General features: G+C 44.1%; 20 protein-coding genes. 15 read left to right on the top strand and 5 right to left on the bottom strand.

All coding sequences use genetic code 11. The features are described from left to right. Window position 1 precedes the first annotated feature (1 nt). Window positions 2-553: a hypothetical protein gene (locus ABJ384_RS10435; protein WP_349927191.1), complete on the bottom strand. Its 552-nt coding sequence runs from the start codon at window positions 551-553 to the stop codon at window positions 2-4. Window positions 554-617: 64 nt separating this feature from the next. Between ABJ384_RS10435 and ABJ384_RS10430 the strand changes: the two genes are divergently transcribed. From ABJ384_RS10430 to ABJ384_RS10405, 6 genes are all read left to right on the top strand, one after another. After that, entirely contained in the window at window positions 618-1,250 is a 633-nt protein-coding gene (locus ABJ384_RS10430; RefSeq protein ID WP_349927189.1) for a UPF0149 family protein, read from the top strand. Window positions 1,251-1,325: 75 nt separating this feature from the next. Next, window positions 1,326-2,657, top strand: a complete 1,332-nt coding sequence (gene pepP / locus ABJ384_RS10425) for a Xaa-Pro aminopeptidase (RefSeq protein WP_349929739.1) — start codon at window positions 1,326-1,328, stop codon at window positions 2,655-2,657. Between the two features lie 443 nt (window positions 2,658-3,100). Next, window positions 3,101-3,337, top strand: coding sequence for a DUF378 domain-containing protein (locus tag ABJ384_RS10420; RefSeq protein ID WP_200224081.1), 237 nt, complete (start codon window positions 3,101-3,103; stop codon window positions 3,335-3,337). A 440-nt stretch (window positions 3,338-3,777) separates the two neighbouring features. Beyond that, the gene (gene ubiH / locus ABJ384_RS10415; protein WP_349927187.1) at window positions 3,778-4,986 is read left to right on the top strand and encodes a 2-octaprenyl-6-methoxyphenyl hydroxylase; all 1,209 of its coding nucleotides are present in this window, start codon (window positions 3,778-3,780) and stop codon (window positions 4,984-4,986) included. Then, window positions 4,983-6,230, top strand: coding sequence for an FAD-dependent monooxygenase (locus ABJ384_RS10410; RefSeq protein ID WP_349927185.1), 1,248 nt, complete (start codon window positions 4,983-4,985; stop codon window positions 6,228-6,230). Before ubiH ends, ABJ384_RS10410 begins: the two co-directional genes overlap by 4 nt. Window positions 6,231-6,406: 176 nt before the next feature. Then, window positions 6,407-6,655, top strand: coding sequence for a hypothetical protein (locus ABJ384_RS10405; RefSeq protein WP_086194938.1), 249 nt, complete (start codon window positions 6,407-6,409; stop codon window positions 6,653-6,655). An 82-nt stretch (window positions 6,656-6,737) separates the two neighbouring features. Here ABJ384_RS10405 and rsmI read toward each other — a convergent pair whose 3' ends face one another. Further along, window positions 6,738-7,577 (bottom strand): 16S rRNA (cytidine(1402)-2'-O)-methyltransferase, encoded by an 840-nt coding sequence (gene rsmI, locus ABJ384_RS10400; protein ID WP_349927183.1) that lies wholly within the window; start codon window positions 7,575-7,577, stop codon window positions 6,738-6,740. A gap of 12 nt (window positions 7,578-7,589) precedes the next feature. Here rsmI and ABJ384_RS10395 point away from each other — a divergent pair, with 12 nt between their 5' ends. Genes ABJ384_RS10395 through ABJ384_RS10380 form a run of 4 tightly spaced genes read left to right on the top strand, consistent with a single transcriptional unit; the run spans window position 7,590 to window position 10,574 of the window. Then, window positions 7,590-8,528: a penicillin-binding protein activator gene (locus ABJ384_RS10395; protein WP_349927181.1), complete on the top strand. Its 939-nt coding sequence runs from the start codon at window positions 7,590-7,592 to the stop codon at window positions 8,526-8,528. Beyond that, window positions 8,525-8,953: a YraN family protein gene (locus tag ABJ384_RS10390; protein WP_349927179.1), complete on the top strand. Its 429-nt coding sequence runs from the start codon at window positions 8,525-8,527 to the stop codon at window positions 8,951-8,953. Before ABJ384_RS10395 ends, ABJ384_RS10390 begins: the two co-directional genes overlap by 4 nt. Before the next feature lie 60 nt (window positions 8,954-9,013). After that, window positions 9,014-9,697, top strand: coding sequence for a BON domain-containing protein (locus ABJ384_RS10385; protein ID WP_166170967.1), 684 nt, complete (start codon window positions 9,014-9,016; stop codon window positions 9,695-9,697). Next, entirely contained in the window at window positions 9,687-10,574 is an 888-nt protein-coding gene (locus tag ABJ384_RS10380) for an alpha/beta hydrolase (protein WP_349927177.1), read from the top strand. Before ABJ384_RS10385 ends, ABJ384_RS10380 begins: the two co-directional genes overlap by 11 nt. Before the next feature lies 1 nt (window position 10,575). Here ABJ384_RS10380 and nudC read toward each other — a convergent pair whose 3' ends face one another. The 3 genes from nudC to dnaQ form a co-directional block, all read right to left on the bottom strand. After that, window positions 10,576-11,349, bottom strand: a complete 774-nt coding sequence (nudC, locus tag ABJ384_RS10375) for an NAD(+) diphosphatase (protein WP_180042737.1) — start codon at window positions 11,347-11,349, stop codon at window positions 10,576-10,578. Beyond that, on the bottom strand, window positions 11,349-12,995 hold the full coding sequence (locus ABJ384_RS10370) for a chemotaxis protein (protein WP_349927175.1): 1,647 nt from the start codon (window positions 12,993-12,995) through the stop codon (window positions 11,349-11,351). Before ABJ384_RS10370 ends, nudC begins: the two co-directional genes overlap by 1 nt. A 126-nt stretch (window positions 12,996-13,121) precedes the next feature. Next, the gene (dnaQ, locus tag ABJ384_RS10365; protein WP_349927173.1) at window positions 13,122-14,579 is read right to left on the bottom strand and encodes a DNA polymerase III subunit epsilon; all 1,458 of its coding nucleotides are present in this window, start codon (window positions 14,577-14,579) and stop codon (window positions 13,122-13,124) included. Between the two features lie 221 nt (window positions 14,580-14,800). Here dnaQ and ABJ384_RS10360 point away from each other — a divergent pair, with 221 nt between their 5' ends. From ABJ384_RS10360 to ABJ384_RS10340, 5 genes are read left to right on the top strand one after another with little or no spacing between them, the layout of a single operon-like run. Further along, complete coding sequence (locus ABJ384_RS10360; RefSeq protein ID WP_349927171.1) at window positions 14,801-18,067, top strand: LysM peptidoglycan-binding domain-containing protein; 3,267 nt, start codon at window positions 14,801-14,803, stop codon at window positions 18,065-18,067. Between the two features lie 29 nt (window positions 18,068-18,096). After that, entirely contained in the window at window positions 18,097-19,935 is a 1,839-nt protein-coding gene (locus ABJ384_RS10355; RefSeq protein ID WP_349927169.1) for an extracellular solute-binding protein, read from the top strand. Window positions 19,936-19,974: 39 nt separating this feature from the next. Continuing rightward, a complete protein-coding gene (gene yejB / locus ABJ384_RS10350) occupies window positions 19,975-21,039 on the top strand; it encodes a microcin C ABC transporter permease YejB (protein WP_180042732.1) in 1,065 nt (354 codons plus the stop codon). Further along, window positions 21,039-22,052, top strand: a complete 1,014-nt coding sequence (locus ABJ384_RS10345; protein ID WP_349927166.1) for an ABC transporter permease — start codon at window positions 21,039-21,041, stop codon at window positions 22,050-22,052. Before yejB ends, ABJ384_RS10345 begins: the two co-directional genes overlap by 1 nt. Next, a complete protein-coding gene (locus ABJ384_RS10340; protein ID WP_349929738.1) occupies window positions 22,027-23,616 on the top strand; it encodes a dipeptide ABC transporter ATP-binding protein in 1,590 nt (529 codons plus the stop codon). Before ABJ384_RS10345 ends, ABJ384_RS10340 begins: the two co-directional genes overlap by 26 nt. The last annotated feature ends 40 nt before the right edge of the window (window positions 23,617-23,656 follow it).

The following is a 23,656-nucleotide window of genomic DNA, read 5'->3' as shown; positions in this document are numbered from 1 at the left end:
ATTAAATATCCTCATTTGCATCGGCTGGGTGAGCAAGCTGTTGAATTTCTTGCGCATGCTGATCTTGAGCAGTACCTAAAATTGCAAGACGCTGAATAATGGCTTCAACTTTGGCTTTAGCATGTTCATTTTTTTGTAACAATCTTTCACGTTCTTGTTGCAAGCCCTTAATTTCCTGTTGAGCAACACGGTGATCATTTTGCATTTTTTCTTTAATGACACGTAATTCATTACGTTCAGCCAGAATTTCCTGAAAACGGTTTTTAAGATCGGTACAACTTTTTTCCAAACGGCTATAGCGGTCTGCTAAAGCGGCTGCATCGCTATTCAGTTGCTTGAATTGCGACTGGGTTTCGCTTAATTGCTCACTCAGATTATCTATTTCTTCTTGTTTTTGAGTGATGATGCCATTTTTTTGCACAATTTGGGCATGATAGTGCTCATTGGAATCTGCTTTTGCAGCATTAAGTGCAGCATTTTCACTTTCATAATGCGCAAGTCGCGTTTTTAAAACGCCAATATGCGCCTGTAGACGCTGTAATTCTTCTAACATATCGTGGTCGCACAGTATCGCAAACAAAGGTAATATATAAGAAGTATAGAGATTGGATAAGCGAATGCAAGACGATATTTCAGGTTGGTCGGAATGGCACCACAATTTTTCAAAAATTGAAGAGATTTCAAGCCCAAGTGAGTTACATGGGCTACTAACGGGTATTGTTTGTGTTACTCAGGCACCGACTGGTGATGAATGGCAACAAATTTTAGCCACGCTTGAAATTCCTGCGCTAGAGCAGCAGGTTTTAGAGATATTAGCCGATGAAGCAGAAGATATTGCCCATGCTTTATCTGAAGATGAACTCGACTATTTACCTTTGCTTCCGGATGATGAACACGTTCTTGTGGATCGTGTACAAGCCTTGGCGGACTGGTGTGCCGGTGTGGTATTGGGATTTGGTCTGGCATCAGGACATATCCGTCCGGATGAAATGGAACTGATTGAACATCTGCAAGATGTGGCAGCGGTTGAATTTGATGAGTCGGATGATGACGAAGAAGGCGAAGAAAGCTATCAGGAACTTTACGAATTTGTGCGCTTGATTCCTGTGAGCCTGTCATTGGGGCGTAAAAAAGTGGAAATTGCAGAAACTCCATTGCTGCAAAATATTCAGCCGCAGTTGCAAAAAAATAGCGCGACTATAGAAGCCAGCAGTGTGGTTGAAATGTTTACCCCACATCGTCCGAGCTAATTCGGGCGATTTTATTCAAGAACAGACCCTTTAAAAGTTATCACCTACTCATAAAAGACAAAAGTACACTTAATGATGAAACTGACTCAAGCAGATTTTCAGGAACGTCGTGACCGCCTGGCAGAAGAAATGGGTCCGCACAGTATTGCAATTATTGCCACCAGTCCGGTTGCCATGCGTAACCGCGATGCGGATTATAAATTCCGTGCAGACAGCAGCTTTTTCTATCTGACGGGCTTTGCAGAGCCTGAAGCAGTGGCGGTGATTGAGACTTTTGAATCGATTGATGAAGGTTATACCTATAGTCTGTTCTGCCGTGAACGTAACCGCGAGATGGAAATCTGGAACGGTTACCGTGCCGGTGTAGATGGTGCAGTGGATGATTACGAGGCAGATGAAGCCTATGCCATTGATCTGCTGGATGAAGAAATTATCGAGAAACTGCTCAATAAACAAAAACTGTTTTATCGTATTGGCCAGCAGGCTGATTTTGATGCACGTGTAGCAAAGTGGATTGCCAAAGCCAGTGGTGAATCACGCAAAGGTACTTCTGCACCCGCACATGTGATTCAGCTAGACCGCATTGTCGATGAAATGCGTTTGCATAAATCCGAACAGGAAATCAAGTTGATGCAACTGGCATCGGATATTTCGGCAGAAGCGCATACCCGTGCTATGCAAACGGTGAAACCGGGCATGATGGAATATGCACTGGAAGCAGAATTGAATTACATTTTTGGTAAAAATGGCTGTGTGCCTTCTTACAATAGTATCGTTGGGGGAGGAGAAAATGCCTGCATTTTGCATTATGTGGAAAATGACCAAGTGCTGAAAGATGGTGATCTGGTACTGATTGATGCGGCTTGCGAATATCAGTTATATGCTTCAGACATTACCCGTACTTTCCCTGTTAATGGTAAATTCAGCCCTGAGCAAAAAGCCTTATATGAGCTGGTGTTAAAAGCACAGCTGGCTGCGATTGATGCAGTACGTGTCGGTAATTCTTACAAAGAGCCGCACAATGTGGCGGTACGTATTTTAGTTCAAGGCTTATTAGACCTCGGCATTATGCAAGGTGATGTTGAGGAAATTATCGAAAAAGAAACTTTCCGTCAGTTCTATATGCATGGTACTGGTCACTGGTTGGGTATGGATGTACACGATGTCGGTTCATACAAACTAGATGGTGAATGGCGTGCCTATGAAGAGGGCATGGTGGTGACGGTTGAACCGGGGCTATACATTGCACCAGATGATGAAACTGTCGATGCTAAATGGCGTGGCATTGGTATCCGTATTGAAGATGATGTGGTTGCTACCGAAAATGGACCACTGGTGCTCACCAAAGATGTGGTCAAAACAGTCGAAGATATTGAAGCCCTGATGGCAAAAGCCAAAGTAGCCTAAGCGATTTTTAGGATGAAAAGCCGATCATCTGATCGGCTTTTTTATTAAAGATATGGTCTGATTGGAGCATGATTTTTAGATTTTGCCATAAAATCAATCTTACAGTTGTGGTGTATATAATCGATGTAACTATTGCTCGTCATAACAAATTCCAGATCAATTGGGTGGTTTGACTGTTTTTGATTTTCTTGCGACGAGATTAAAAACTTTCAATATTTAATGCAATTCGGGTGGATATGCATTAAATGCGAAAAATGATTTTATTTACGTTTATCTCGAATAACTTAAATAAAACCAACCCAGTTAAAATTTAAAGTTTAAAAACTGACATGAATTCAACATATAAAATCGGTTTTTAGCATCAAAGCAACATATTAAATCTGCTTTTCTTCAGATAATTCTTCTGATCCTTAAATAAACTAAAGAACAGTGGGAGAAAAATGATGAGATTAAATACTATCGACTGGATTGCTTACGCTTTGGCGATTATTGGTGGCCTGAACTGGGGCTTAATAGGTGCATTCGATTTCAATTTAGTCGCTGCTATTTTTGGTGAAATGAGCGCTCTATCTAGGATTATTTATATCTTGGTCGGCTTGTCGGCACTATACCTGATTTATACAGGAACAAAATTAGGCCGAACAGTACATCATGAGCCTCAGACAAGAGTGGTGCGTTAGCAGACTGAATACAAAGCTCAATTAGAAACCTCATTAAGGCGATTTTCTGTAATTTATATCATCGTGTTATGAGAATTTCATTTGAGTCTGTAAAAACGGAGCTTAAGCTCCGTTTTTGCTTCTACATTGCAAGCTGAAGGTTTCTGTGGGGGAAGCTTCACAGCCATATAGACTTGAAACCGATTGCTTCCACATATTTTTTCATGGTTGAGATTTAAGCAATACCCTTATGATGTTTACAGCGTAAGCACTAAACACTTTTTATGAAGCCAAGACAGCTAGATAATCGGCTTAGCCTGGCTGAAATCCATTCATAATTGGATATCATCTAAAAGTGCAGCGCTAATTCATTATAAAAATAAATTTCTTTGAGGTAATATAAAATCAATCAAGATTATAAGTATCTCAACCTGATAGATACGACATAAAAGGATCAAAACATGCAGCAAGAAGTAATCATCGTAGGCGGTGGTATGGTCGGGCTAAGTTTAGCCTTGATGTTGGCTAAGGCAAATATTGCAGTGAAGCTGCTCGAAGCAATTAAGTACCCCAATTATGATGATGCAGATCTTGCTCCCTATCATTCGAGCTTTGATGCACGTAACAGTGCCTTGTCACGCCGTAGCGTACAAATTTATCAGGAGCTGGGCTTATGGAATGCCTTGCAGGAACATGCCACGCCAATTCTGGAAGTACATATCACCGAACAAGGCAGCTTTGGCAAGGCACGTTTAAAAGCAGAACAGGAAAAAGTCGAAAGTTTTGGTCAGGTCATTGAAAATGCCTGGCTCGGTCGTGTGTTGCTAACAGAAGTGCGCAAACAGCCATTGATTGAACTGATTGATGGCGTACAAGTGACCTCACTGACCCAAGATGCTGACTTTGCTTATATCGCAGCGCAACGTGGCGAAGAAACCTTAGCTTTACAATCCAGGCTGGTCATAGCTGCGGATGGCCGCGATTCATTTTGCCGTAAAGCCTTAGGCATTGGTGCATCGGTACATGACTATGATCAAGTGGCTATTGTTACGACTGTACAAACCTCAAAACCGCATAATCATGTCGGTTTTGAACGCTTTAGCCCGCTTGGCCCTTTAGCATTGTTGCCTCTACCGGGAGAATATCGCCGTTCTGTGGTTTGGCCTGTAGCCAAAGGTACAGAAGGCGAATGGCTAGGTGATGAAAATGACCAGCACTTCCTTGATGCTTTACAGAAAACCTATGGTGACCGTGCGGGTAAATTCCAGAAAACCGGTCGTCGTTTTAGCTATCCATTGTCGCAAGTTTTGGCAGAAAAACAGGCCGTTGGACGTGTGGTACTGATGGGCAATGCAGCCCATACCATCCACCCGGTAGCCGGTCAGGGCTTTAACCTGTGTATGCGTGATGCCTATGTCTTGCTCCGTTATTTAACCGAGCAAATGGCACAACAAGCCGACTTAGGTGATGCAGCCATGCTGCAAGACTATGAAAAATCACGTCTGACCGATCAGCAACGTGTGATCAAGTTCTGTGATTCGGTAGTCCGTGGCTTTAGCAATAGCAATCCTATTCTAAAATTCATTCGTAATACCGGCTTGGTCGCTTTTGATACCATTCCAGGGATTAAACCACTGGTTGCCAATTATGCAATGGGGCTAAAAGCATGAACCAGGTTCAATCTGATGTTTTAGATGCTGTCATTATTGGTGGTGGTCTGGTTGGTGGTCTGACTGCATTGCTGTTAGCTCAAGGTGGTGTACAGGCAACAGTTCTGGATGCTGCTCCCATTCTGAATGCCGAGAAAACCAAAAGTGTTGCCAACCCACGTGTGCTGGCGCTCAGCCAGGCGACCATTCATTTATTGAAAACGGCTGGTGTCTGGGACAGACTGGCACGCCAACAGCCATACACAGGCATGCAAGTGTGGAATAAAAATGGCTATGGTGAAATTAACTTTGGGCATGCAGCAGAGCAAATACCATCGGTTGAGCAAGCTTTGGGTTCAATGGTCGAGCCAAGTTTGTTGAACTTAGCCATTCAAGAAAAAATGCTGGAGCAGCTTCAGGATTATCGTACTCAGGTTAAGGTCACAGCTATAGAGCAGGGCGTAGCGGGAATCTGGCAGATTCATCTGGCAGACGGCACCCAATTAAAAACCAGACTGCTGATCGGCGCGGATGGTGCAAATTCCTTTGTTCGTGAACAGGCCTTTATTGATCTCGATATTCTGGATTATAAACAGGCCGGTTTGAGCTGTGCCATTCGAACTGCCCAGCCGCATCAACATGTGGCTCGTCAGATTTTTCTGGAAACTGGCCCATTGGCCTTTTTACCGATGGCCAGTTTAAAGCCGGAACAGCAAGGCTATTGGCAATCCATTGTCTGGACATTACCAGATGATTATGCAGCAGAATATGCCGCTTTAAATGATGCCGATTTTACTGCGTTGCTCACGCGTGAAAGTCATCACATGCTGGGTGAGGTTTTAGAGGCAACGCCACGAGCGCAGTTTCCGCTTAAAGCACGTGCCGCACAGCAGTATGTCAAAGTCGGTTTAGCCTTGATTGGAGATGCCGCACATGTGATTCATCCGCTGGCCGGTCAAGGGGTCAATATTGGCTGTCTGGACGCAGCCATTTTATGCGATGTACTGTTGCATGATTTGAAACGTGGAGTATGGGCGCATGAACAAAGCTTACAGCGCTATGAACACCGCCGTAAAGGTCAAAACGATGCCATGATGCACAGCATGTCTGCAATTGGATGGATGGAAACGACCCAACTGTTTCCCGTGGTTTGGGCACGAAATTTTGGCTTAAAACAAGTGGAGCAACATGCGGCATTAAAAGATGCCTTCATGGCTCAAGCCAACGGATTGCAGATCTTAAAAGATACACAATATGCGGTTTAAGGCTGAAAAACTGTTTTTTGTACAAATCTTTATACAAGGTTACTTTTTTGGTTAAAAAAGATACGATTTTTTTTAAATTGACTCTATGCGAAACCTACAGAGATTGCTAAATTTCTTCCTAGTTCGCAATCAATTCAAATTGAAGTGATAGACGTCATTTTTGGGGAGAAAGAAAGATGACAGATATGAATGACTACGATGATGTAGAAGATACTGCAGTAGATGAAGATGAAGCAAAAGCTGCTGAAAAAGGTGCATCTGACAGTGATTCAGTTGCAACTGATGGTGATGTGGCTGAAGCTGAAACACTGACAGTGACTGCTAAACTGAAACAGCGTCAAGCTCTGGAAGATGAGGTGGCTGCTTTCCTTGCGCGTGGCGGTCGTATTACTGAAGTACCTGCAGACGAGTCAGCAAAAGATTAATTCATTCTTTTGTGAGGCCTCGCTACAGAATAAAAAAAGCATCACTTTTCGTGATGCTTTTTGCTTTTCAACTGACAGTTGCTCAGACCTTATTGCTAAGTTCTAAAGCGCGTTGATACGCCACTTTCTTTTTTATTCCGGTTAAATCTGCGGCCAATTGTGAAGCCGCTTTTACGGATAAATCCTGTAATAAACGGGTCAATAGCTGGTCCAGTTTTTCCTGTTCCAGATCCTTTTCTTCAGTTGCACCGCCAATGACCAGCACAATTTCACCTTTTTGCTGGTTGTGGTCAGCTTCAATAAACTGAACCAGTTCTGCCAAAGTCATCTTTTTGATGGTTTCAAAGGTTTTGGTAATTTCACGGGCAAAACCCACAGGACGATTGGCACCAAATACCTGGGCCATATCTTTCACCGACTCTAAAATACGATGTGGTGCTTCGTAAAAAATCAGGGTCTGGGTTTCATCTTTCAGTTTTTCCAGCTGGCTCAGACGTTGTGACTGGCGTGAAGGTAGGAAACCTTCGAAACTGAAGCGGTCACTCGGTAAACCGACAGAACTGAGTGCTGCAATGGCTGCACAGGCACCGGGAACAGGAATAACGCGAATATTATGTTCTTGTGCTGCACGAACCAGTTTAAACCCCGGATCGCTAATCAGCGGCGTACCTGCATCGCTGATCAGTGCCATATTTTCGCCATTCAGCAAGCGCTGGATCAAGATGTCAATTTTATTGCTTTCATTATGTTCGTGACAGGCAGTCAGTGGAGTTGATATATTAAAGTGCTTTAATAATTGAGCGGAAGTACGCGTATCTTCTGCTGCGATGATACTTACAGACTTTAGAATATCAATAGCACGATAAGTAATGTCATCTAAGTGCCCAATTGGGGTCGCTACAACAAATAACTGAGCACTCATAAGGTTTCTCCAATGTTGAATAATAAAAAAATTTTAATAGGCTTTCTGCTGTATTGCATTTTTAACCACGCTCAAGCTGAAGTGCTGGTCATTTTACCTGAATCGGGACCTATGGCGCGAGCCGGATTAAGTGTCAAACAGGGTTTTATGAGTGCTTATCAGGCATCAGAGCTGGAAACCCCCATTAAATTTGTAAACTCGGACAAAAAACCGATTGCGCAGTTGCTTAAACAAAATGTCAATAAAAAAACCCAGATGGTGATCGGACCTTTAGCCCGTCAGGATGTGGACGCTTTAATCAAGGCAAAGCCGAAGGTTCGAGTTCTGGCCTTAAATGATGCGTCATCGCAGTTTGCCAATGTTGAACAATTTAGTTTGTCCAAGCAGGATGATGCGGTGGCACTGAATCAGGTGTTGCAGAATGACAAAATCAAAGAGCTTTATGTGTTGCAGCAAAAAGATGCTGAAATTGATAATGAACTGTTTCTGATTTCTTTACTCACTCAAACAAATTACCACCTGAATTTAATTGAAGAAGCACCCAAAAAGTTAAATAAACATACCGGTTTATTATTATTGGGGAATAATGCCTGGTTGAATAAGTTGCCCCAGTTGCCGCATAAAAACATTTATATTTTAGCAAATGCCGTTGAACAAGGTCAGATATTGCCAGTAGGGGTAAAATTTTGTGATGTTCCGGCCTTATATGGCTCGGAATGGCCAGATGTCATCCAGTCTGTTCAAGCAAACGCCATTCCCATAGCCTATCAGCGCCTGATCGCTTTTGGTGGCGATGCCTGGCATATTGCGAGTCAGTATTTGGCCGAGCCCAATTTAAAAAGTATGCAGTTTCAGGGACGTACCGGACTAATTCAAGTCAATAATAATCAAATCCAGCGCATTCCACACTGTTATGAAAATACCAAAAAGGGAATCCGGGCATTGTTATGACAAAGCTTGCGGCACATTTGAATTTGGGACAATGGGCTGAACAACAGGCCTTAAAATTACTACAGGCAGAAGGTTTTCAGCTGATTGTGGCAAATTATCATTGCCGTTACGGGGAAATTGACCTGATTGTACAGCAGGCTCAGGAACTGGTTTTTGTTGAAGTCAAAGCTCGTTCGCTAACCCGGTATGCACAATCATGTGAAACAGTTTCTTTTTCCAAACAGCGCAAAATGATGAAATCGGCACTGTGCTTTTTACATGCCCATCCTGAATTGCAAACCTTTTATTGTCGTTTTGATGTGATTTGTTTTGATTTTCTTCAACAATTTGCAAAAACCATACAGCAAGATTTTTCCAAATTCACTTATGATCAACAATGGATTGAAAATGCTTTTACTTTTGATGAAGAGTTTATTAATCTTTGAACAAAATCATAGCGTAAATGCTGACATAAAATAGAACTGAATAATGAGGAGTCTTGCTGAGTGTTTAACCGTATTGCAATGACGTTACTGTGTGTAGCAAGTTTATCTGGTTGTGCAAGTTTTATCTCGAGTGGCACAGGATCGGCCCCGGTAGGTACAGAAAGTGGTGCCCGTTCTCTTGGGCAGGTGTTTATCGATTCCTCTATAGAACGTACTGCTAAAATTAATTTATATAAATTAGACAGTCGCTTTAAACAATCTCGTGTCAATATTGAAAGTTTTCATGGCAATGTATTGTTAACTGGTCAAGTGCCGGATGCACACTTAAAACAGTTGGCTGAAGATAATGTCCGTGCCATGAGTGATGTAAAAACCGTACATAATTACATTGCTGTGGGTAACCAGATTGGTTATAGCACTATTATGCAAGATACTACGGTAACTGCGAATACGCGTGGTCTGATTATGAAAGCCGTGGTGGTGTCTGATAGCAAAGTGCGCATTCACACTGAAGATGGTGTTTTATATGTGATGGGGCGTTTAAATACTGCAGAAATTAATGATCTGAATCAGGTGCTGCAACAAGTCGGCAATGTCACCAAAATTATTACTCTGATTGACAATGTGGAACAGTCCGCTATAAGGACTTCAAGTTTTAGTAGCCCTGTCGTGAATGCACAGCCTGTCGAACAGACACCAGTGGCTATTGATCCGGATCAAGCAGAGCCCACCTATGCTCAATAAGGTTGTAGAAACAGTTAGAAAGGAAATCCAGCAAAAAGTAGAAAAAGTGCAAATCCTGTACAAGGATTTTCGCCTTTACGATTTTGGTAGCTATGCCTTAAACCGTTTAACCCCGCGTAAAGGCTATACGGTAATTGAAAACATTGCTTATGGCTTGAAAGCCCGGCAACGCTTGGATATTTTTACCAGCGAAGTGCCGCGTGAACAGCGTGCTTTAATTGTATTTGTGCATGGAGGGGCATGGCTGCATGGAGATAAAAAAGATTACCGCTTTGTGGGAGAGGCTTTCGCCAGAGAAGGCTATGATGTTGCGGTGATCAATTATCATCTTGCCCCCGAGCATGTATTTCCCAGTTATATTGATGATCTGAGCCTGGCATTAAACTATTTGACTCAGCATCAGTCCAGATACAATATTCAGACGGAAAAACTGGTATTGATGGGCCATTCAGCCGGTGCATTTAATGTCATGTCGGCACTCTATCATCCGACACCTTACCCTTTGCAATGCCGCAGCCAGATTCGAGCCATTATTGGTTTGTCTGGCCCTTATCATTTTGATTATAAAGATGATCCGATCTGTGCAGATGCCTTTGATCAAAGCGTACCTTATCAACAGGTGATGCCTTATTATTTTGTTGAAACCAATACCGTGCGACATTACCTGTTTTTAGCGGCAAATGATCAGGTAGTCGGTCATAATAATTCCGAAGATCTACATCGTATTCTGCAGGAAAAGGGTAATCATAGCCAGATGATTACCATCCCGGGTACTGGGCATGTTTCGATTATGGGATCAGTTTCCAGTTTGTTCAGTCGCTATTTCCAGACCAAGAAACAAATTTTGGCGGTTCTGGATGAAGCTTTAAAACCCTAGTTTACAGCCATTCCCGCGTGTCATCTGCTACAGGATGACCTTCGGTAATATGTTTAATCATGGCGTAGGCAATACTGCCTTTAAATGGAATTTCAGGCAGTTGATCCATTTTAAAGAATTGCGCGTCGCTAATTTCTTCTTCTTGCAGCTTGATTTCTCCAGAAGCATATTCAGCACGGAAGGCGAGCATCAAGTTACTAGGGAAAGGCCAGGGCTGGCTGGCAAGATACTGAATATTTTTTACTTTTAATCCCACTTCCTCAAAAGTTTCACGGCGTACAGCTTCTTCCAGTGTTTCTCCTACCTCAACAAAACCGGCAATCAGACCGTACATATTACTTTTGTTGTTGGCATTTTTAGCCAGCAGAATTTCATCTTGACCACGGGTAATGATGGTGATGACGCAGGGCTGTACCCGCGGATATTGATGATAACCACATGCTGGGCAAACCATGGCATATTCAGTCGCATGGGCTTCAGTTGGATGTCCACAATGACTACAGAACTTGTGGTTGCGGCGCCATTCTAACAGCTGGATGGCACGACTGGCGGCTTCAAACTGTTGGGTATCCCACAAGGTTAACAATTGACGGATAGGAACCAGTTGCAAGCCTGCTGGAATAGGCTCATTTTCGAGAAGGTCGCGGGCAATCACCTGATCACCCGTGTTGAAGTGAAGGTCACTTGCTAAACGTTCTACCCGAGGGAGCTGAAAGTTTTCATCGACTAGAAGTTGATGTTGATGGAAGATATAAGCAAGTGACAATTCAGACATTAGGCAACAGTTTTCAGTTTTTCGCTACTTTGCAATGCTACATCAAACATGGACTGGAGGACAGGCTGTTTCGACTTTAAATTGTCAATCAGCATGTCGGCACTGGCTAAAGTATCGAGGGTGTGGTTGATTTGTTCAGCAGTGATCGTTGCAGAATTTTCAATTTGCTGTTGAATAAAGGTCGCAGCCGTATTCAATGAAGTTCGACCCGATTCGGCATTTAAGAACAGCAGGGCACCGCCAATTTCACGCAATTGGGTCGGAATATTCTCAAGTGCAGCCAGATTTTGATCTTGCAGGTACTGCATCAAGATTTGGCTGGAAAGCTCAATCACGGCTCTAGTTTCGTTCAGTAAAGCCTCATGTGCTTCATCTAAACGGTCTAAAGAAATGTTCATATTATTTACACGAAGTTGTAAACGGCTTGAGGTGTAATGGCGTTCCAGCACCCCAATCGAGTTCATTGCTGACAAAATGCAATTCATCAACTGCTGTGCAAAATTTTCATCTTTTAAGATATCACCTTGGCTGAGTGATGCGGCCTGACGCGATAAATCGTTATATGCTTCATTCAGGTTCAATACTTTAAAGATATTGGCAAGATTGAGTAACTGAGCTTGTAGTTGCTGCGTTTTCTCAGCGGTCATGTTTTGATAGTTGAATTCGATATCATTACGAATTTGCGCCATTTCTGTGGTCACAAGTTCACTAATGGTATGCATGGTATCAAAATCAGGACCATAGAGATGGCGGCTAAATACCTGCAATTGGGTATCGGTCAAATGATCTTCGCCAATGTTTAACTGGCTACGGATATGTTGAGCCGTCTCATCTTCCTGACTAATGCACAAGCTTAAGATGTTGGCTAGATCAGACAGACTTGGCTTGAAGCGATCAGGAGCACTAAAATATTGTGCCATGTTGCGTTCAATACCGATCAGGGTACGTAAACGTACATCATTGATCAATAAATGGTTCACCTGATTAAATGCCACATGCACCAGATTCCAGTATTGTTTGCTTGGCGTATTTTCTGCCAGATCTGCCAAATAGGCACCGACCAGTTTGATCGCCTGCAGGTCAAATTCAGTTTCTTCCTGTTTCAGTAGCTTGTTTAAAGACAGTTTGTACAGGCGATGTACATATTGTGACTTTTCCAGACTTGGTGCTTGAGGCAGCTTAAAATCAGGAGTAATACAGTCCAGTAATGGCTCGATATGCTGACCTTCATGGCTAATCGGTTTACCCAGCACAATTTCCAGACGATTTAGGGTTTCGAGCAGGAATTGTGGAATTTTAACTTCGCGTAAGCAAATAAATTCGATGTAACGTTTCAACATGGTGGTGCCCTCACTTAAGGCCACCACTTCCTGAGTATTAATTTGCGCAGGATTCTGCATAATCTTGCGCATTAACTCTGCTGAGTACTGGGCAATTTTAGCCAGACTTTGCATATCAATGAGCGCAAGCACCTGGGCACATTGTTCAAACTGATTTAGTGCATCGTCAATACCAAAGGGTAAAGTGTGGTCTTCTGCCAAAGAACTCACCGCTGATTCAACTAATTTAATTGAGTTATCAACCTCATTTTTTATTATCAGCAATGCAGTCGGGTCAAAATGAATAGAGGTTTGGTAAGAAGACATGGATCTGCACCTTTCCTAGTGTTTTATCTGTTTATGAGTAGCCCGTTCAAGGCCAAACTTCTTTGCGTTTAACTATAACGTAACTGTTAAACGTTTAAATACAAAAAACCACTAGAAATGTAGATTTTATTTTGCAAAAAGACAAGCTGTTCCATGTTTTTCTTCAAATTGTTTGACCCAATTCTCATGTTTTGCCAATTCTTCGGCTGAAGGTAAAATCACAGGCAGCTCTATTTGTACAGTGGAGCGGGCTGCTTGACTCTGTTGTTGCTCGGCTTCGGTCAGGGTATCCATATCGAAAGACACCTGACCGCCGGTCATGGCTAGGTAGACATCAGCCAGAATTTCGGCATCGAGTAAGGCCCCGTGGAAAGTACGGTCACGTTGCGGAATTTCATAACGCCGAACTAAAGCATCGAGCGAGTTTTTTTGCCCCGGGTGCTTGCCCTTGGCCATGGCCAAGGTATCGGTCACTTCACAGACTTCCGATAAGGCCACAAAACCTGCGCGTTTAAACTCCATATCGAGGAAGTTCATATCGAAGGTTGCGTTATGCGCGATAATTTCTGCGCCTTTTAAATAGTCAAACAGCACATCGGCAATTTCTGCGTAAAGCGGTTTGTCTTTCAGAAACTCATCTGAAATACCGTGAATATTTTCAGATTCACCCACCGGTTTTTGCGGGTTGATATAAATATGAATCGAACTGCCAGTCAGTTTGCGGTTGACCATTTCAATCGCGCCCACCTCAATAATCCGGTCAGTGTCCTGAAAATAGAAACCGGTGGTTTCGGTATCCAGAATTAGCTGGCGAGGACCATGAACTTCTTTGCTTCGTGGCGTAATCATGATATGTGGGTGCAGCGGTTTATCCGAAGCAGTGGTAATGTTAGGTACAATCGTGTCCAGATCTTCACTTTGTTCCTGCATACTATTTGCCTGATCGGTTTCTTGTTCTGTGTTTTCTAAGAATGTGCTTTCTAAGACTTCATTTTCTGAAGACTCGTTGTCTAAAATTTCATTGTCATCTTGCAGCTCGGCTTCCATTAGGTCGAAACCAAAGGGGTCATCTAACAACCAGTCTTTTTCAGCTTTTTTTTTATCCAGCATGTTGGCTTGTTCTAAAACATTTTCGGCAGATGATAATAGATTTTTCATGGCTTTTAAGGTTTGATCGGCGCCCCGATTGGCCAGTTGATCGGCCATCTCATTACCCGGATGTCCGGCATGACCTTTAATCCAGTTCCATTCAATGTCACGACCCTGACAAGTCGCATCCAGTAATTTCCACAGGTCCGGATTTTTGACATCTTTCCAGTTTTTCTTTTTCCAGCCATGAATCCATTCGGTAATGCCTTGCTTGACATATTTGGAATCGGTCCAGATGATCAGTTTGGCATCGCGCGGACAAAACAGGATACCTTCAATTGCCGCGGTGAGTTCCATGCGGTTATTGGTGGTTTCCGCTTCTCCGCCACACAGTTTATGCTTTTCTGATTCTGTAATGATATATGCACCCCAACCGCCTAAACCAGGATTGCCGCGACAAGCGCCATCGACATAGAGAGTGATTGTTTGAGTCATATAAACCAAATCCGAACGCTAAAATGAGAGTCAAATAAACTAGGTGATTGGCATATTGTATAACGCAATTTCACTTTAAAAGTGTATTACACGGTTATTTTTTAAATTCTTGTAACATTTATAGTGAAATCGCGCTAAATTAATCCCTTGTGTCTCCCTTATGCTTCACTACAATGGCAGATCTAAAAAATAAATTTGATACGAGTTGTTTGGATTTTTTTATGTATAAACCAACCGCGATTTTGTGGCAGCCAACATTACCCAATTTTTTTAAAATAACAGTACTGGGTTCAGCTTTAGCTGCATTGGGACTATCAGGCTGCTCTTCAAGCCAAAGTGTGACACATGGCTCAAAATCGAAAATGGTGGGTTCATCCGGATACCTGGATGCCGACAGCTTGGATTCATTGGAAGATTTATTATCTGCAACAGACATGAGCGCAGTAGAAGGCGACCGTTTGTTAATTTTAAAACACGGTGATGTCTGGAAGCGCATGACGGTAGGTTTCAAGATGGATCTGAATCATTCGGATCCGCGTATTGAAGCACAGCGTGGCTGGTTCATTTCCCGACAACCTTATCTGGACCGTTTAAGTGCCCGTGCTTCACGTTATCTTTACCATACTGTAAAAGAGGCGGAACGTCGCGGTTTACCGACAGAACTGGCATTATTGCCGATTATTGAAAGTTCCTATGACCCTGCAGCGACCAGTAGCGCCGCCGCCGCCGGGATGTGGCAATTTATTCCAAGTACCGGACGGATTTATGGTTTAAGACAGACCAGCCTGTATGATGGCCGTCGCGATGTGGTGGAATCGACCCGTGCAGCCTACGAGTTTTTGGGCGGCTTATATAATCAGTTTGGTTCATGGGAATTGGCTTTGGCTGCTTATAATGCAGGTCCGGGACGGATCCAGCAGGCGATTAACCGCAATAAGGCAGCTGGCTTGCCTACAGACTACTGGTCACTGAAACTGCCTCAGGAAACCATGAACTATGTGCCACGCTTCCTGGCTGTAGCACAAATTATTAAAAATCCGGGTGCTTATGGGGTATCTTTACCGCCGATTGCCAACCGTCCACACTTTAGGGAAGTGCCGGTCGGGCCGGTAAGCTTGAATGAAGTTGCCTCGCTTACAGGTTTAAGCCGTGCCGAGCTGTATCAGCTCAATCCAGGGCATCGTGGGGACTGGGTGGATGAGCAAAGCCCGATGAAGATCATTATTCCTGCGGATTTAAGTCCTGCTATTGATGCCCGGCTTAAAAAGTTATCGCCAAGTTCTGGGGCGTTATGGGCAAACACGGCAAAACCCTTTACTCCGGAAAGAAGCAACCCGCCTGAGTTAAATACGCAAGTGATTAATCCGGCCAAAACAGCACCACCGGTATTAGCTACAAACACGCCTAAAAGTTCTCAGCCAGTCACTGCTACCCCAGTGAGTGCGGCAAATCCTGTGGCAGTAACAAAACCTTCAAGTAGCAAACGTATGACTACGCCTCAAGGCTCTGATGCCTTGGCATCTTTTGCTGCAAATAGCGATATTCCAAGTGCACCACGTATTCCTGTTGCGGTGAGTCAGGTGGCGAATGTCAAGCCTGTGACGGTAGAACCTCCATTGTCTGCGGCTGAGCGTGAGCAGATTATGGCGGCGGTGAAAGCGGAAGGTGAAAATAAAACGGTAGAACAGGTACTTCAACCTGTAGCCAGTAAAGCCGAACAGGAAAAAGTCGTTGCAGAAATTAAAGCCATTGCACCACAAGGCACCGAAATTGTCGATCCATTTGACGGCAAGATTAAGTTAACGGCCATCCAAACCAGCCTGTCAGTCGCTGAGCAGCAAGGCAAGGAGTTAACCAAAGGTTTCGCTTATCCAAAAGGTGTGGCGGAAAATACCAAGGCTGACTCTGATGAAGCCAAACGTAACCAAGGTAAAAATTACGTTAAGACAGAGACTGAAATTGTGGTGGTTGCGCCGAAAGGAAAACGCAGTACCTATACCGTTCTTCCTGGAGATACCTTAGCAGTCATTGCCATGAAAAATGGCCTGAACTGGCGTGATGTGGCGAAATGGAACCAGATTGATCCAAACTCACCGCTGTATGTGGGAACCAGTATTTATCTTTATGATGCTAAACCACAAAATACTGAAACCTCTTCATCGGCCAAGTCTAAAGCACAACCAGAAATTTATGTGGTTCAGGCCAATGATAGTCTGACCGGGGTGGCTAGCCAGTTTGGCTTATCGGTCAAGCAATTGGCAGATTACAATAATCTGTCAGTCAGCAGCGGTTTACGTGTCGGGCAAAAATTATCGTTAAAAGAAAGCACTCAAGGCAATTCCGATACTGTTGAAACCAAGAGCAATAATTCAAAATCTACTGCCAAAGTGAAAACCAAGTCTTATGTAGTTAAGCGTGGTGAATATCTCAAACTGATCGCAGACCGTTATGCCTTGTCCAATCAGGAGCTGGCTGATTTAACCACCGGTCTGACTGCGGGCAGCAGCTTAATGGTGGGACAAAAAATTAATGTGCCACTGCATGAAGTAAACAGCAAGCCGGAAGAAAAAGTGAGTCCGGTTAAAATAGATCCGGTAGTCATTGAACCGTCCTATAAAACGGAAAATTATCAGGTGCAACGTGGCGATACCCTGTCGAGCATTGCAGCCAAATCGAAAATTTCCTTAACCGAACTGGCACAGCTGAATAAATTGTCCAACAACAGTGGCGTTCGGGTAGGTCAAACCCTGAAGATTCCTGCAAGTTCAACTGTTCCGGAGAGTTATACCGTGCAATCCGGGGATAGCCTGTCGGCCATTTCTGCCAAATATAATTTAGGCATGGATTATATTGCCAATATCAATGGCATTAACCGCAATACGGGTTTACGTGTAGGACAGCGTTTGAAACTAACGGGTGAAGAACCTGTTGCAACATCTAACAAAGTAGAAGCGAAAATTGAAAAAGTCAGCTTTGAAAAGAGTGACAGCCATGTGGTTAAACCTGGCGAAACATTAAGCAATATTGCGAAGAAATATCATTTACAGCTGGATTATTTAGCTGCATTGAATGGCTTAACCCGCAATTCTACTGTCCGTATTGGGCAACGTTTAAAAATTGACGGAGACCTTCCAAAGCTGGATGCTAAAGTGGATGAGCCTATCGCAAAAGCAGTGAAATCATCTAAAAATACCGATGCGTATACCGTGAAAGCGGGCGAGTCCTTAAATGCGATTGCCAACCGGACCGGGGTGTCGGTAGCTGAATTGGCGGCGATGAATGATTTGAATGCCCGTGCCGGTTTACGTGTCGGTCAGCAGATTGTGATTCCTAAAACTGTGGTTGAATATAAAGTCAAACGCGGGGATACCCTGATTGGGCTGGCCAATCGTTATGGTCTGGAAAGTTCAAAACTTGCAGAAATGAATGATATGCAACCCAATAAACAATTACGTATTGGTGATGTGATTAAAGTTCCAAACTTATAACAATATGCAAAGACAGGGAGTCAGTTTAGATGTCATTTGCCAGGGCGAAATATTGGGGGGTTGCATGGGGGCTTAGTCTTGTAACGCAAGGAATATGGGCTGCCATGCAGACTACGCCTTATATTGCCATTCATAGCCAGCCGAAATATGCAAGCTTGCCGGTCATGCCCTATGCCAATCCCCAGGCACCTAAAGGCGGTTATTTAAGTACTGCCAGTAATGGGACTTTTGACAATTTAAACAGTATGAATGGCAAAGGCAGCTCAACCGATGGGGTGGAATACCTGTTTGATTCGCTGATGTCGAATTCACTAGACGAGCCGGGGGTGATGTATCCTTTGCTAGCGGAGAAAGTGACTTATGATCCCAAGCAGACCCAATATGTCATTTTCCATCTCAATCCCAAAGCACGTTTTAGCGATGGCAGTGCAGTGACTGCCGAAGACATCAAATTCACTTTTGATACTTATAAAACCAAGTCCAATCCGGGACTGCAAATGTATCTGGCCGATCTGGATAAAACCGAAGTATTGTCCAAATATGCAGTCAAAATGAGTTTTAAGTCTGCCAATAATGCAGAGATGCCGCTGATTCTGGCGCAAATGCCAATTTATTCAAAACGCGATTGGCAGAAGAAGGATTTCACTCGGGTCACCATGCAACCGATTTTGGGATCAGGGCCGTACCTGATTGACCGGATTGATGCAGGTCGTAGCATCAGCTATAAACGCAATCCAAATTACTGGGGCAAAGACCTGCCGGTCAATAAAGGTCGATATAACTTTGATCGCCTGAAATATATCTATTACCGCAATCTGGACATTGCCTTTGAAGGCTTTAAGTCGGGCCAATATACCCTGCATGAAGAATTTACCGCACGTAAATGGGTCACGGAATATCACTTTCCTGCGATAAAAGCAGGGATGGTGGTGAAATACCGGTTCCAGCACCAGAACCCGATTCCAACACAAAGTTTTGTCTTTAATACCCGCCGTACACCTTTTCAAGATATCCGGTTTCGCCAAGCCATCACCTATGCTTATGATTTTGAATGGCAAAACAAGGCGCTGTTTTACGGACAGTATCGACGCTTACAAAGCTATTTTGCCAACAGTGAATTGGAAGCCAAAGGCACGCCCAGCCCCGCAGAGCTAGCCATTTTAAAACCCTATCTAGCCCGATTGAATCCCATTCAACGTCAGGGGGTTTTAAAAAATTGGAAATATCCGGTGTCGGATGCCAGCGGATTTAACCGTAATAACTTGCTGACTGCACGCCAGTTGCTCATCAAAGCCGGCTATACCTTTAAAAATGGCCGTTTGCTGGATACCCAAGGCAAGCCGATCCGGATTGAATTTTTAATCCATCAGGATGGTTTGCAGCGTACCCTGATGCCCTTTATTCGCAATATGAAACGTTTGGGTGTGGACGTGGCGATCCGCCATGTCGATGTGCCGCAGTATATCGAGCGTATGCGGACCAAGGATTTTGACATGACCACCAACGTGATGCCGCAGTCGCTCAATCCGGGAAATGAGCAGGCACAGTTCTGGGGCAGTGCATCGGCAGATCAGCCGGGTAACTACAACTATGCCGGTATTAAAAATCCTGTGATTGATGCGATTGTACAGCAGGTTATTCATGCACCGAGCCGTGAGCAATTGGTACTGAAAACCAGGGTACTGGATCGTTTATTGCGTGCCGGTTATTATCAAATTCCGACCTATGGCAAGGGTGAAAACTGGTTTGCTTACTGGAACATGTATCATCAACCGAAAGTGAAACCGAAGTTGTCATCGGGCATTGACTACTGGTGGAGTGATGCCGGGCAAGCGCAAAAAGTCACCCGGTATTTAGGTCAAAAATAAACAATAAGTCATAACGCAGGCACAGGGAACACTGTTTCGATGGGCATATATATATTAAAAAGACTGCTGCTGATTATTCCAACGTTGTTTTTCATTTTGTTGATTAACTTTGTGGTGATCCAGATTGCACCGGGCGGCCCAGTCGAGCAGGCTATTCAACAGGCAGAAGCTTTTCAGGGCCTAGGTGCAACGGGTGGCGAAACTGCTGCTGCAAAAAATAATTATCAGGGAGCAAAAGGTTTAAGTGCAGAAATGGTGGAAAAGATTAAAGCCCAATATGGCTTTGATCAGCCTGCGCACATCCGCTTCTGGGACATGCTGAAAAGTTATGCCAGCTTCGATTTTGGCAGCAGTTTTTTTAAAGATAAGCCGGTCACGCAATTGCTGTGGGAAAAAATGCCGGTGTCCTTGTCCCTGGGGTTATGGAGCACTTTACTGATTTATCTGGTGTCTATTCCTTTGGGTATTAAAAAAGCCCGGCAGCATGGCATGCTGTTTGATAAATCTACCTCCTTGTTACTGGCGATTGGTTATGCGGTGCCTGCCTTTGTTTTTGCAGTGTTACTGATTGTATTCTTTGCCGGTGGGTCCTATTTTCAGTGGTTTCCGCTGCAAGGTCTGGTATCGGAAAATTTCCATAGCCTAAGCTGGCTGGGCAAAATCAAAGACTATTTCTGGCATATGACTTTGCCTTTATTGGCCATGGTGATTGGCGGCTTTGCCGGGCTGACCTATTTGACCAAATATTCCTTTATGGAAGAATTAAACAAGCAGTATGTACTGGCAGCGCGCTCTAAAGGCCTGACAGAATCACGGGTGCTGTATGGTCATGTGTTTCGTAATGCCATGCTGATAGTGATTGCCGGTTTGCCTGAAGCCCTGATCGGGATTTTCTTTGTCGGCAACCTGTTTATTGAAATTATCTTCAATCTGGATGGTTTGGGGCTGCTGGGCTTTGAAGCCATCCAACAGCGTGATTATCCGGTTATTTTTGGAACCCTGTTCTTATTTACTTTGCTGGGTCTGATTCTGCGATTAATCAGTGATGTGCTGTATCAGGTGATTGATCCGCGGATTAATTTTGATTCGCGAGGTGCTGAATAATGTCCCCGTTAATGCAGGCGCGTTTGAAACGCTTTCAGGAAAATAAACTCGGTTTTGGCTGCTTAATCCTCTTTGCCGTGATTTTTGTGTTGTCGCTGGCTTCTGAGTTGATCGCGAACGATAAACCGCTGTTGGTAAGCTATAAACATTCACTGTATGTGCCGGTGTTAAAGTCTTATCCGGAAACGACTTTTGGCGGGGTGTTTGAAACCGAAGCTGATTATAAAGACCCGGTCGTGCAGCAATTGATTGATGAAAAAGGCTGGGCAGTCTGGCCACTGATTCAATATTCCTATCAAACGCCCAATCTGGAACTGGCAGTACCGGTGCCATCTGCACCGACCTCGCAAAACTGGTTAGGTACCGATGATCAGGGGCGTGATGTATTGGCGCGTATCCTTTATGGTTTGCGTGTATCGCTGCTGTTTGGTTTTGCATTAACCATTGCATCAGCGCTTTTAGGTATTGCCGTGGGAGCGATTCAGGGCTATTACGGTGGTTGGGTTGATTTATTGGGTCAGCGGATTTTAGAAGTGTGGGGCGGTTTGCCAATGTTATTGATGGTGATAATTCTGGTCAGCATGTTTACTCCGAATGTGTACTGGCTGTTTCTGATTATGTTGTTATTCGGCTGGACCACCTTAGTTGGATTGGTGCGTGCGGAATTTTTAAAGGCACGTCATCTGGACTATGTCCGTGCAGCACGCAGTCTGGGCGTCACAGACCGAACCATTATGCTGCGCCACATTTTGCCGAATGCCATGAGTTCCAGCCTGTCGCAGTTACCTTTTATGTTGACCGCAAACATCACTGCACTAACAGCATTAGACTTCCTGGGCTATGGTTTACCGCCAGATGCTGCATCTTTGGGTGAGTTGTTATTACAAGGCAAATCCAACCTGAATTCACCATGGCTTGCACTGTCCGGCTTCTTTACCCTGGCCATTGTCCTATCTTTACTGATTTATATTGGGGAGGCGACACGTGATGCATTCGATCCAAGACGCCAATAATCCGCAAGCCTTGTTAAGCGTGCAGCATTTAAATATCCGGCAAGCAGAGCATGTGCTGGTAGCTGACCTGAATTTTCAGTTGCATGCTGGTGAAACCGTTGCACTGGTCGGTGAAAGTGGTTCGGGTAAGTCGATTAGCAGTTTGGCTTTACTCGGACTGTTACCCAGTACTTTGAAGATTCAAGGTCAGGCCTTATTGGGACAGCAAAATCTACTGGCACTGAAAACTGAACAGTTACGACAAATTCGTGGCCAGAAAATTGCCATGATTTTTCAGGAACCGATGACGGCTTTAAATCCCTTGCACAGGGTGGAAAAAATTATTGGTGAAACCTTATTGCTGCAAGGCTGGTCCAAACAGAAGACCCGGGCACGTATTATCGAATTATTGCAAGATGTCGGTATTACCGACCCTGAAGAGAAATTGCGCCGTTATCCGCATGAGCTTTCCGGTGGACAGCGGCAGCGCGTGATGATTGCCATGGCACTGGCCTTAGATCCAGACATTCTGATTGCCGATGAACCGACCACAGCGCTGGATGTTACCTTGCAAGCACAGATTCTCAAACTGCTTAAATCTTTGCAGCAAAGCCGAAATATGGCGATGATTCTGATCAGCCATGATCTTAATCTGGTACGTCGCTATGCCGATCAGGTCATTGTAATGAACAAAGGTGTAGTAGAAGAACAGGGCAGCGTAGCGGAAATATTTCAACAGCCGAAGCAGGCCTATACCCGAGATTTACTGAATCATGATTTTGGTGAGGCGCTACACATTCCAGAAGCTGAAAATTTATTGACCTTAAAGCAGGTTGCGGTGAAGTTCCCGATCAAGCAGGGATTACTCAACTGGGTCAAAGACTATTTTATTGCGGTCGAGCCTTTGGACTTACAATTAGCCCAAGGTGAATCGATTGGTATTGTCGGTGAAAGCGGTTCGGGTAAAAGTTCACTGGCTTTGGCTATTAGCCGTTTGATCAAAAGTGACGGTGAAATTGTGCTGCTCGGTACCGATTTAAACCAATGCAATGAAAAACAGTTACGGCCTTTACGTGCCGAATTTCAGATGGTGTTTCAAGACCCGTTTAGCAGTTTGAATCCGCGTTTGAATGTCGAGCAAACCATTGGTGAAGGCTTGGGCTTAAAAAAACTTTCTGCTACAGACATATCTCAGCGGATTGATGAGGCCCTGGAAAAAGTGGAATTGCCGATCAGCTTTAGAACTCGTTATCCACATGAGCTGTCAGGTGGACAACGTCAGCGTGTCGCCTTGGCACGCGCTTTGGTGTTGAATCCTAAACTGCTGATACTGGATGAACCGACCTCGGCGCTGGACCGTACCACGCAGCGTGCCATCGTGAAATTGCTCAGACGTTTACAGCAGGAACATCAGATCAGTTATCTGTTTATCAGCCATGACCTGCAAGTGGTTAAAGCCTTGTGTCAGAAGGTGCTGGTGCTGCGCCATGCGCAGGTCATGGAATTTCAAGACACTGAACAGCTGTTTTTAAATCCGCAAACTGAATATACCCGTCAATTAATCGAAGCAAGTCAGTATGTTTAAAACTACTGACAAGTCATATTGTCAAATAGCCTATTGACGA

Source organism: Acinetobacter sp. A1-4-2, from assembly GCF_040233925.1.
GTDB lineage: Bacteria > Pseudomonadota > Gammaproteobacteria > Pseudomonadales > Moraxellaceae > Acinetobacter.
Note: the sequence above shows the minus strand (reverse complement) of the source record. Positions and strands in the feature narration are given on the sequence as shown.

Bases quoted from the DNA above. Each gene is read 5' to 3' on its own strand.
- ABJ384_RS10435 (WP_349927191.1), bottom strand. From the start codon at position 553: ATGTTAGAAGAATTACAGCGTCTACAGGCGCATATTGGCGTTTTAAAA.
- ABJ384_RS10430 (WP_349927189.1), top strand. From the start codon at position 618: ATGCAAGACGATATTTCAGGTTGGTCGGAATGGCACCACAATTTTTCA.
- pepP (WP_349929739.1), top strand. From the start codon at position 1,326: ATGAAACTGACTCAAGCAGATTTTCAGGAACGTCGTGACCGCCTGGCA.
- ABJ384_RS10420 (WP_200224081.1), top strand. From the start codon at position 3,101: ATGAGATTAAATACTATCGACTGGATTGCTTACGCTTTGGCGATTATT.
- ubiH (WP_349927187.1), top strand. From the start codon at position 3,778: ATGCAGCAAGAAGTAATCATCGTAGGCGGTGGTATGGTCGGGCTAAGT.
- ABJ384_RS10410 (WP_349927185.1), top strand. From the start codon at position 4,983: ATGAACCAGGTTCAATCTGATGTTTTAGATGCTGTCATTATTGGTGGT.
- ABJ384_RS10405 (WP_086194938.1), top strand. From the start codon at position 6,407: ATGACAGATATGAATGACTACGATGATGTAGAAGATACTGCAGTAGAT.
- rsmI (WP_349927183.1), bottom strand. From the start codon at position 7,577: ATGAGTGCTCAGTTATTTGTTGTAGCGACCCCAATTGGGCACTTAGAT.
- ABJ384_RS10395 (WP_349927181.1), top strand. From the start codon at position 7,590: ATGTTGAATAATAAAAAAATTTTAATAGGCTTTCTGCTGTATTGCATT.
- ABJ384_RS10390 (WP_349927179.1), top strand. From the start codon at position 8,525: ATGACAAAGCTTGCGGCACATTTGAATTTGGGACAATGGGCTGAACAA.
- ABJ384_RS10380 (WP_349927177.1), top strand. From the start codon at position 9,687: ATGCTCAATAAGGTTGTAGAAACAGTTAGAAAGGAAATCCAGCAAAAA.
- nudC (WP_180042737.1), bottom strand. From the start codon at position 11,349: ATGTCTGAATTGTCACTTGCTTATATCTTCCATCAACATCAACTTCTA.
- ABJ384_RS10370 (WP_349927175.1), bottom strand. From the start codon at position 12,995: ATGTCTTCTTACCAAACCTCTATTCATTTTGACCCGACTGCATTGCTG.
- dnaQ (WP_349927173.1), bottom strand. From the start codon at position 14,579: ATGACTCAAACAATCACTCTCTATGTCGATGGCGCTTGTCGCGGCAAT.
- ABJ384_RS10360 (WP_349927171.1), top strand. From the start codon at position 14,801: ATGTATAAACCAACCGCGATTTTGTGGCAGCCAACATTACCCAATTTT.
- ABJ384_RS10355 (WP_349927169.1), top strand. From the start codon at position 18,097: ATGTCATTTGCCAGGGCGAAATATTGGGGGGTTGCATGGGGGCTTAGT.
- yejB (WP_180042732.1), top strand. From the start codon at position 19,975: ATGGGCATATATATATTAAAAAGACTGCTGCTGATTATTCCAACGTTG.
- ABJ384_RS10345 (WP_349927166.1), top strand. From the start codon at position 21,039: ATGTCCCCGTTAATGCAGGCGCGTTTGAAACGCTTTCAGGAAAATAAA.
- ABJ384_RS10340 (WP_349929738.1), top strand. From the start codon at position 22,027: ATGCATTCGATCCAAGACGCCAATAATCCGCAAGCCTTGTTAAGCGTG.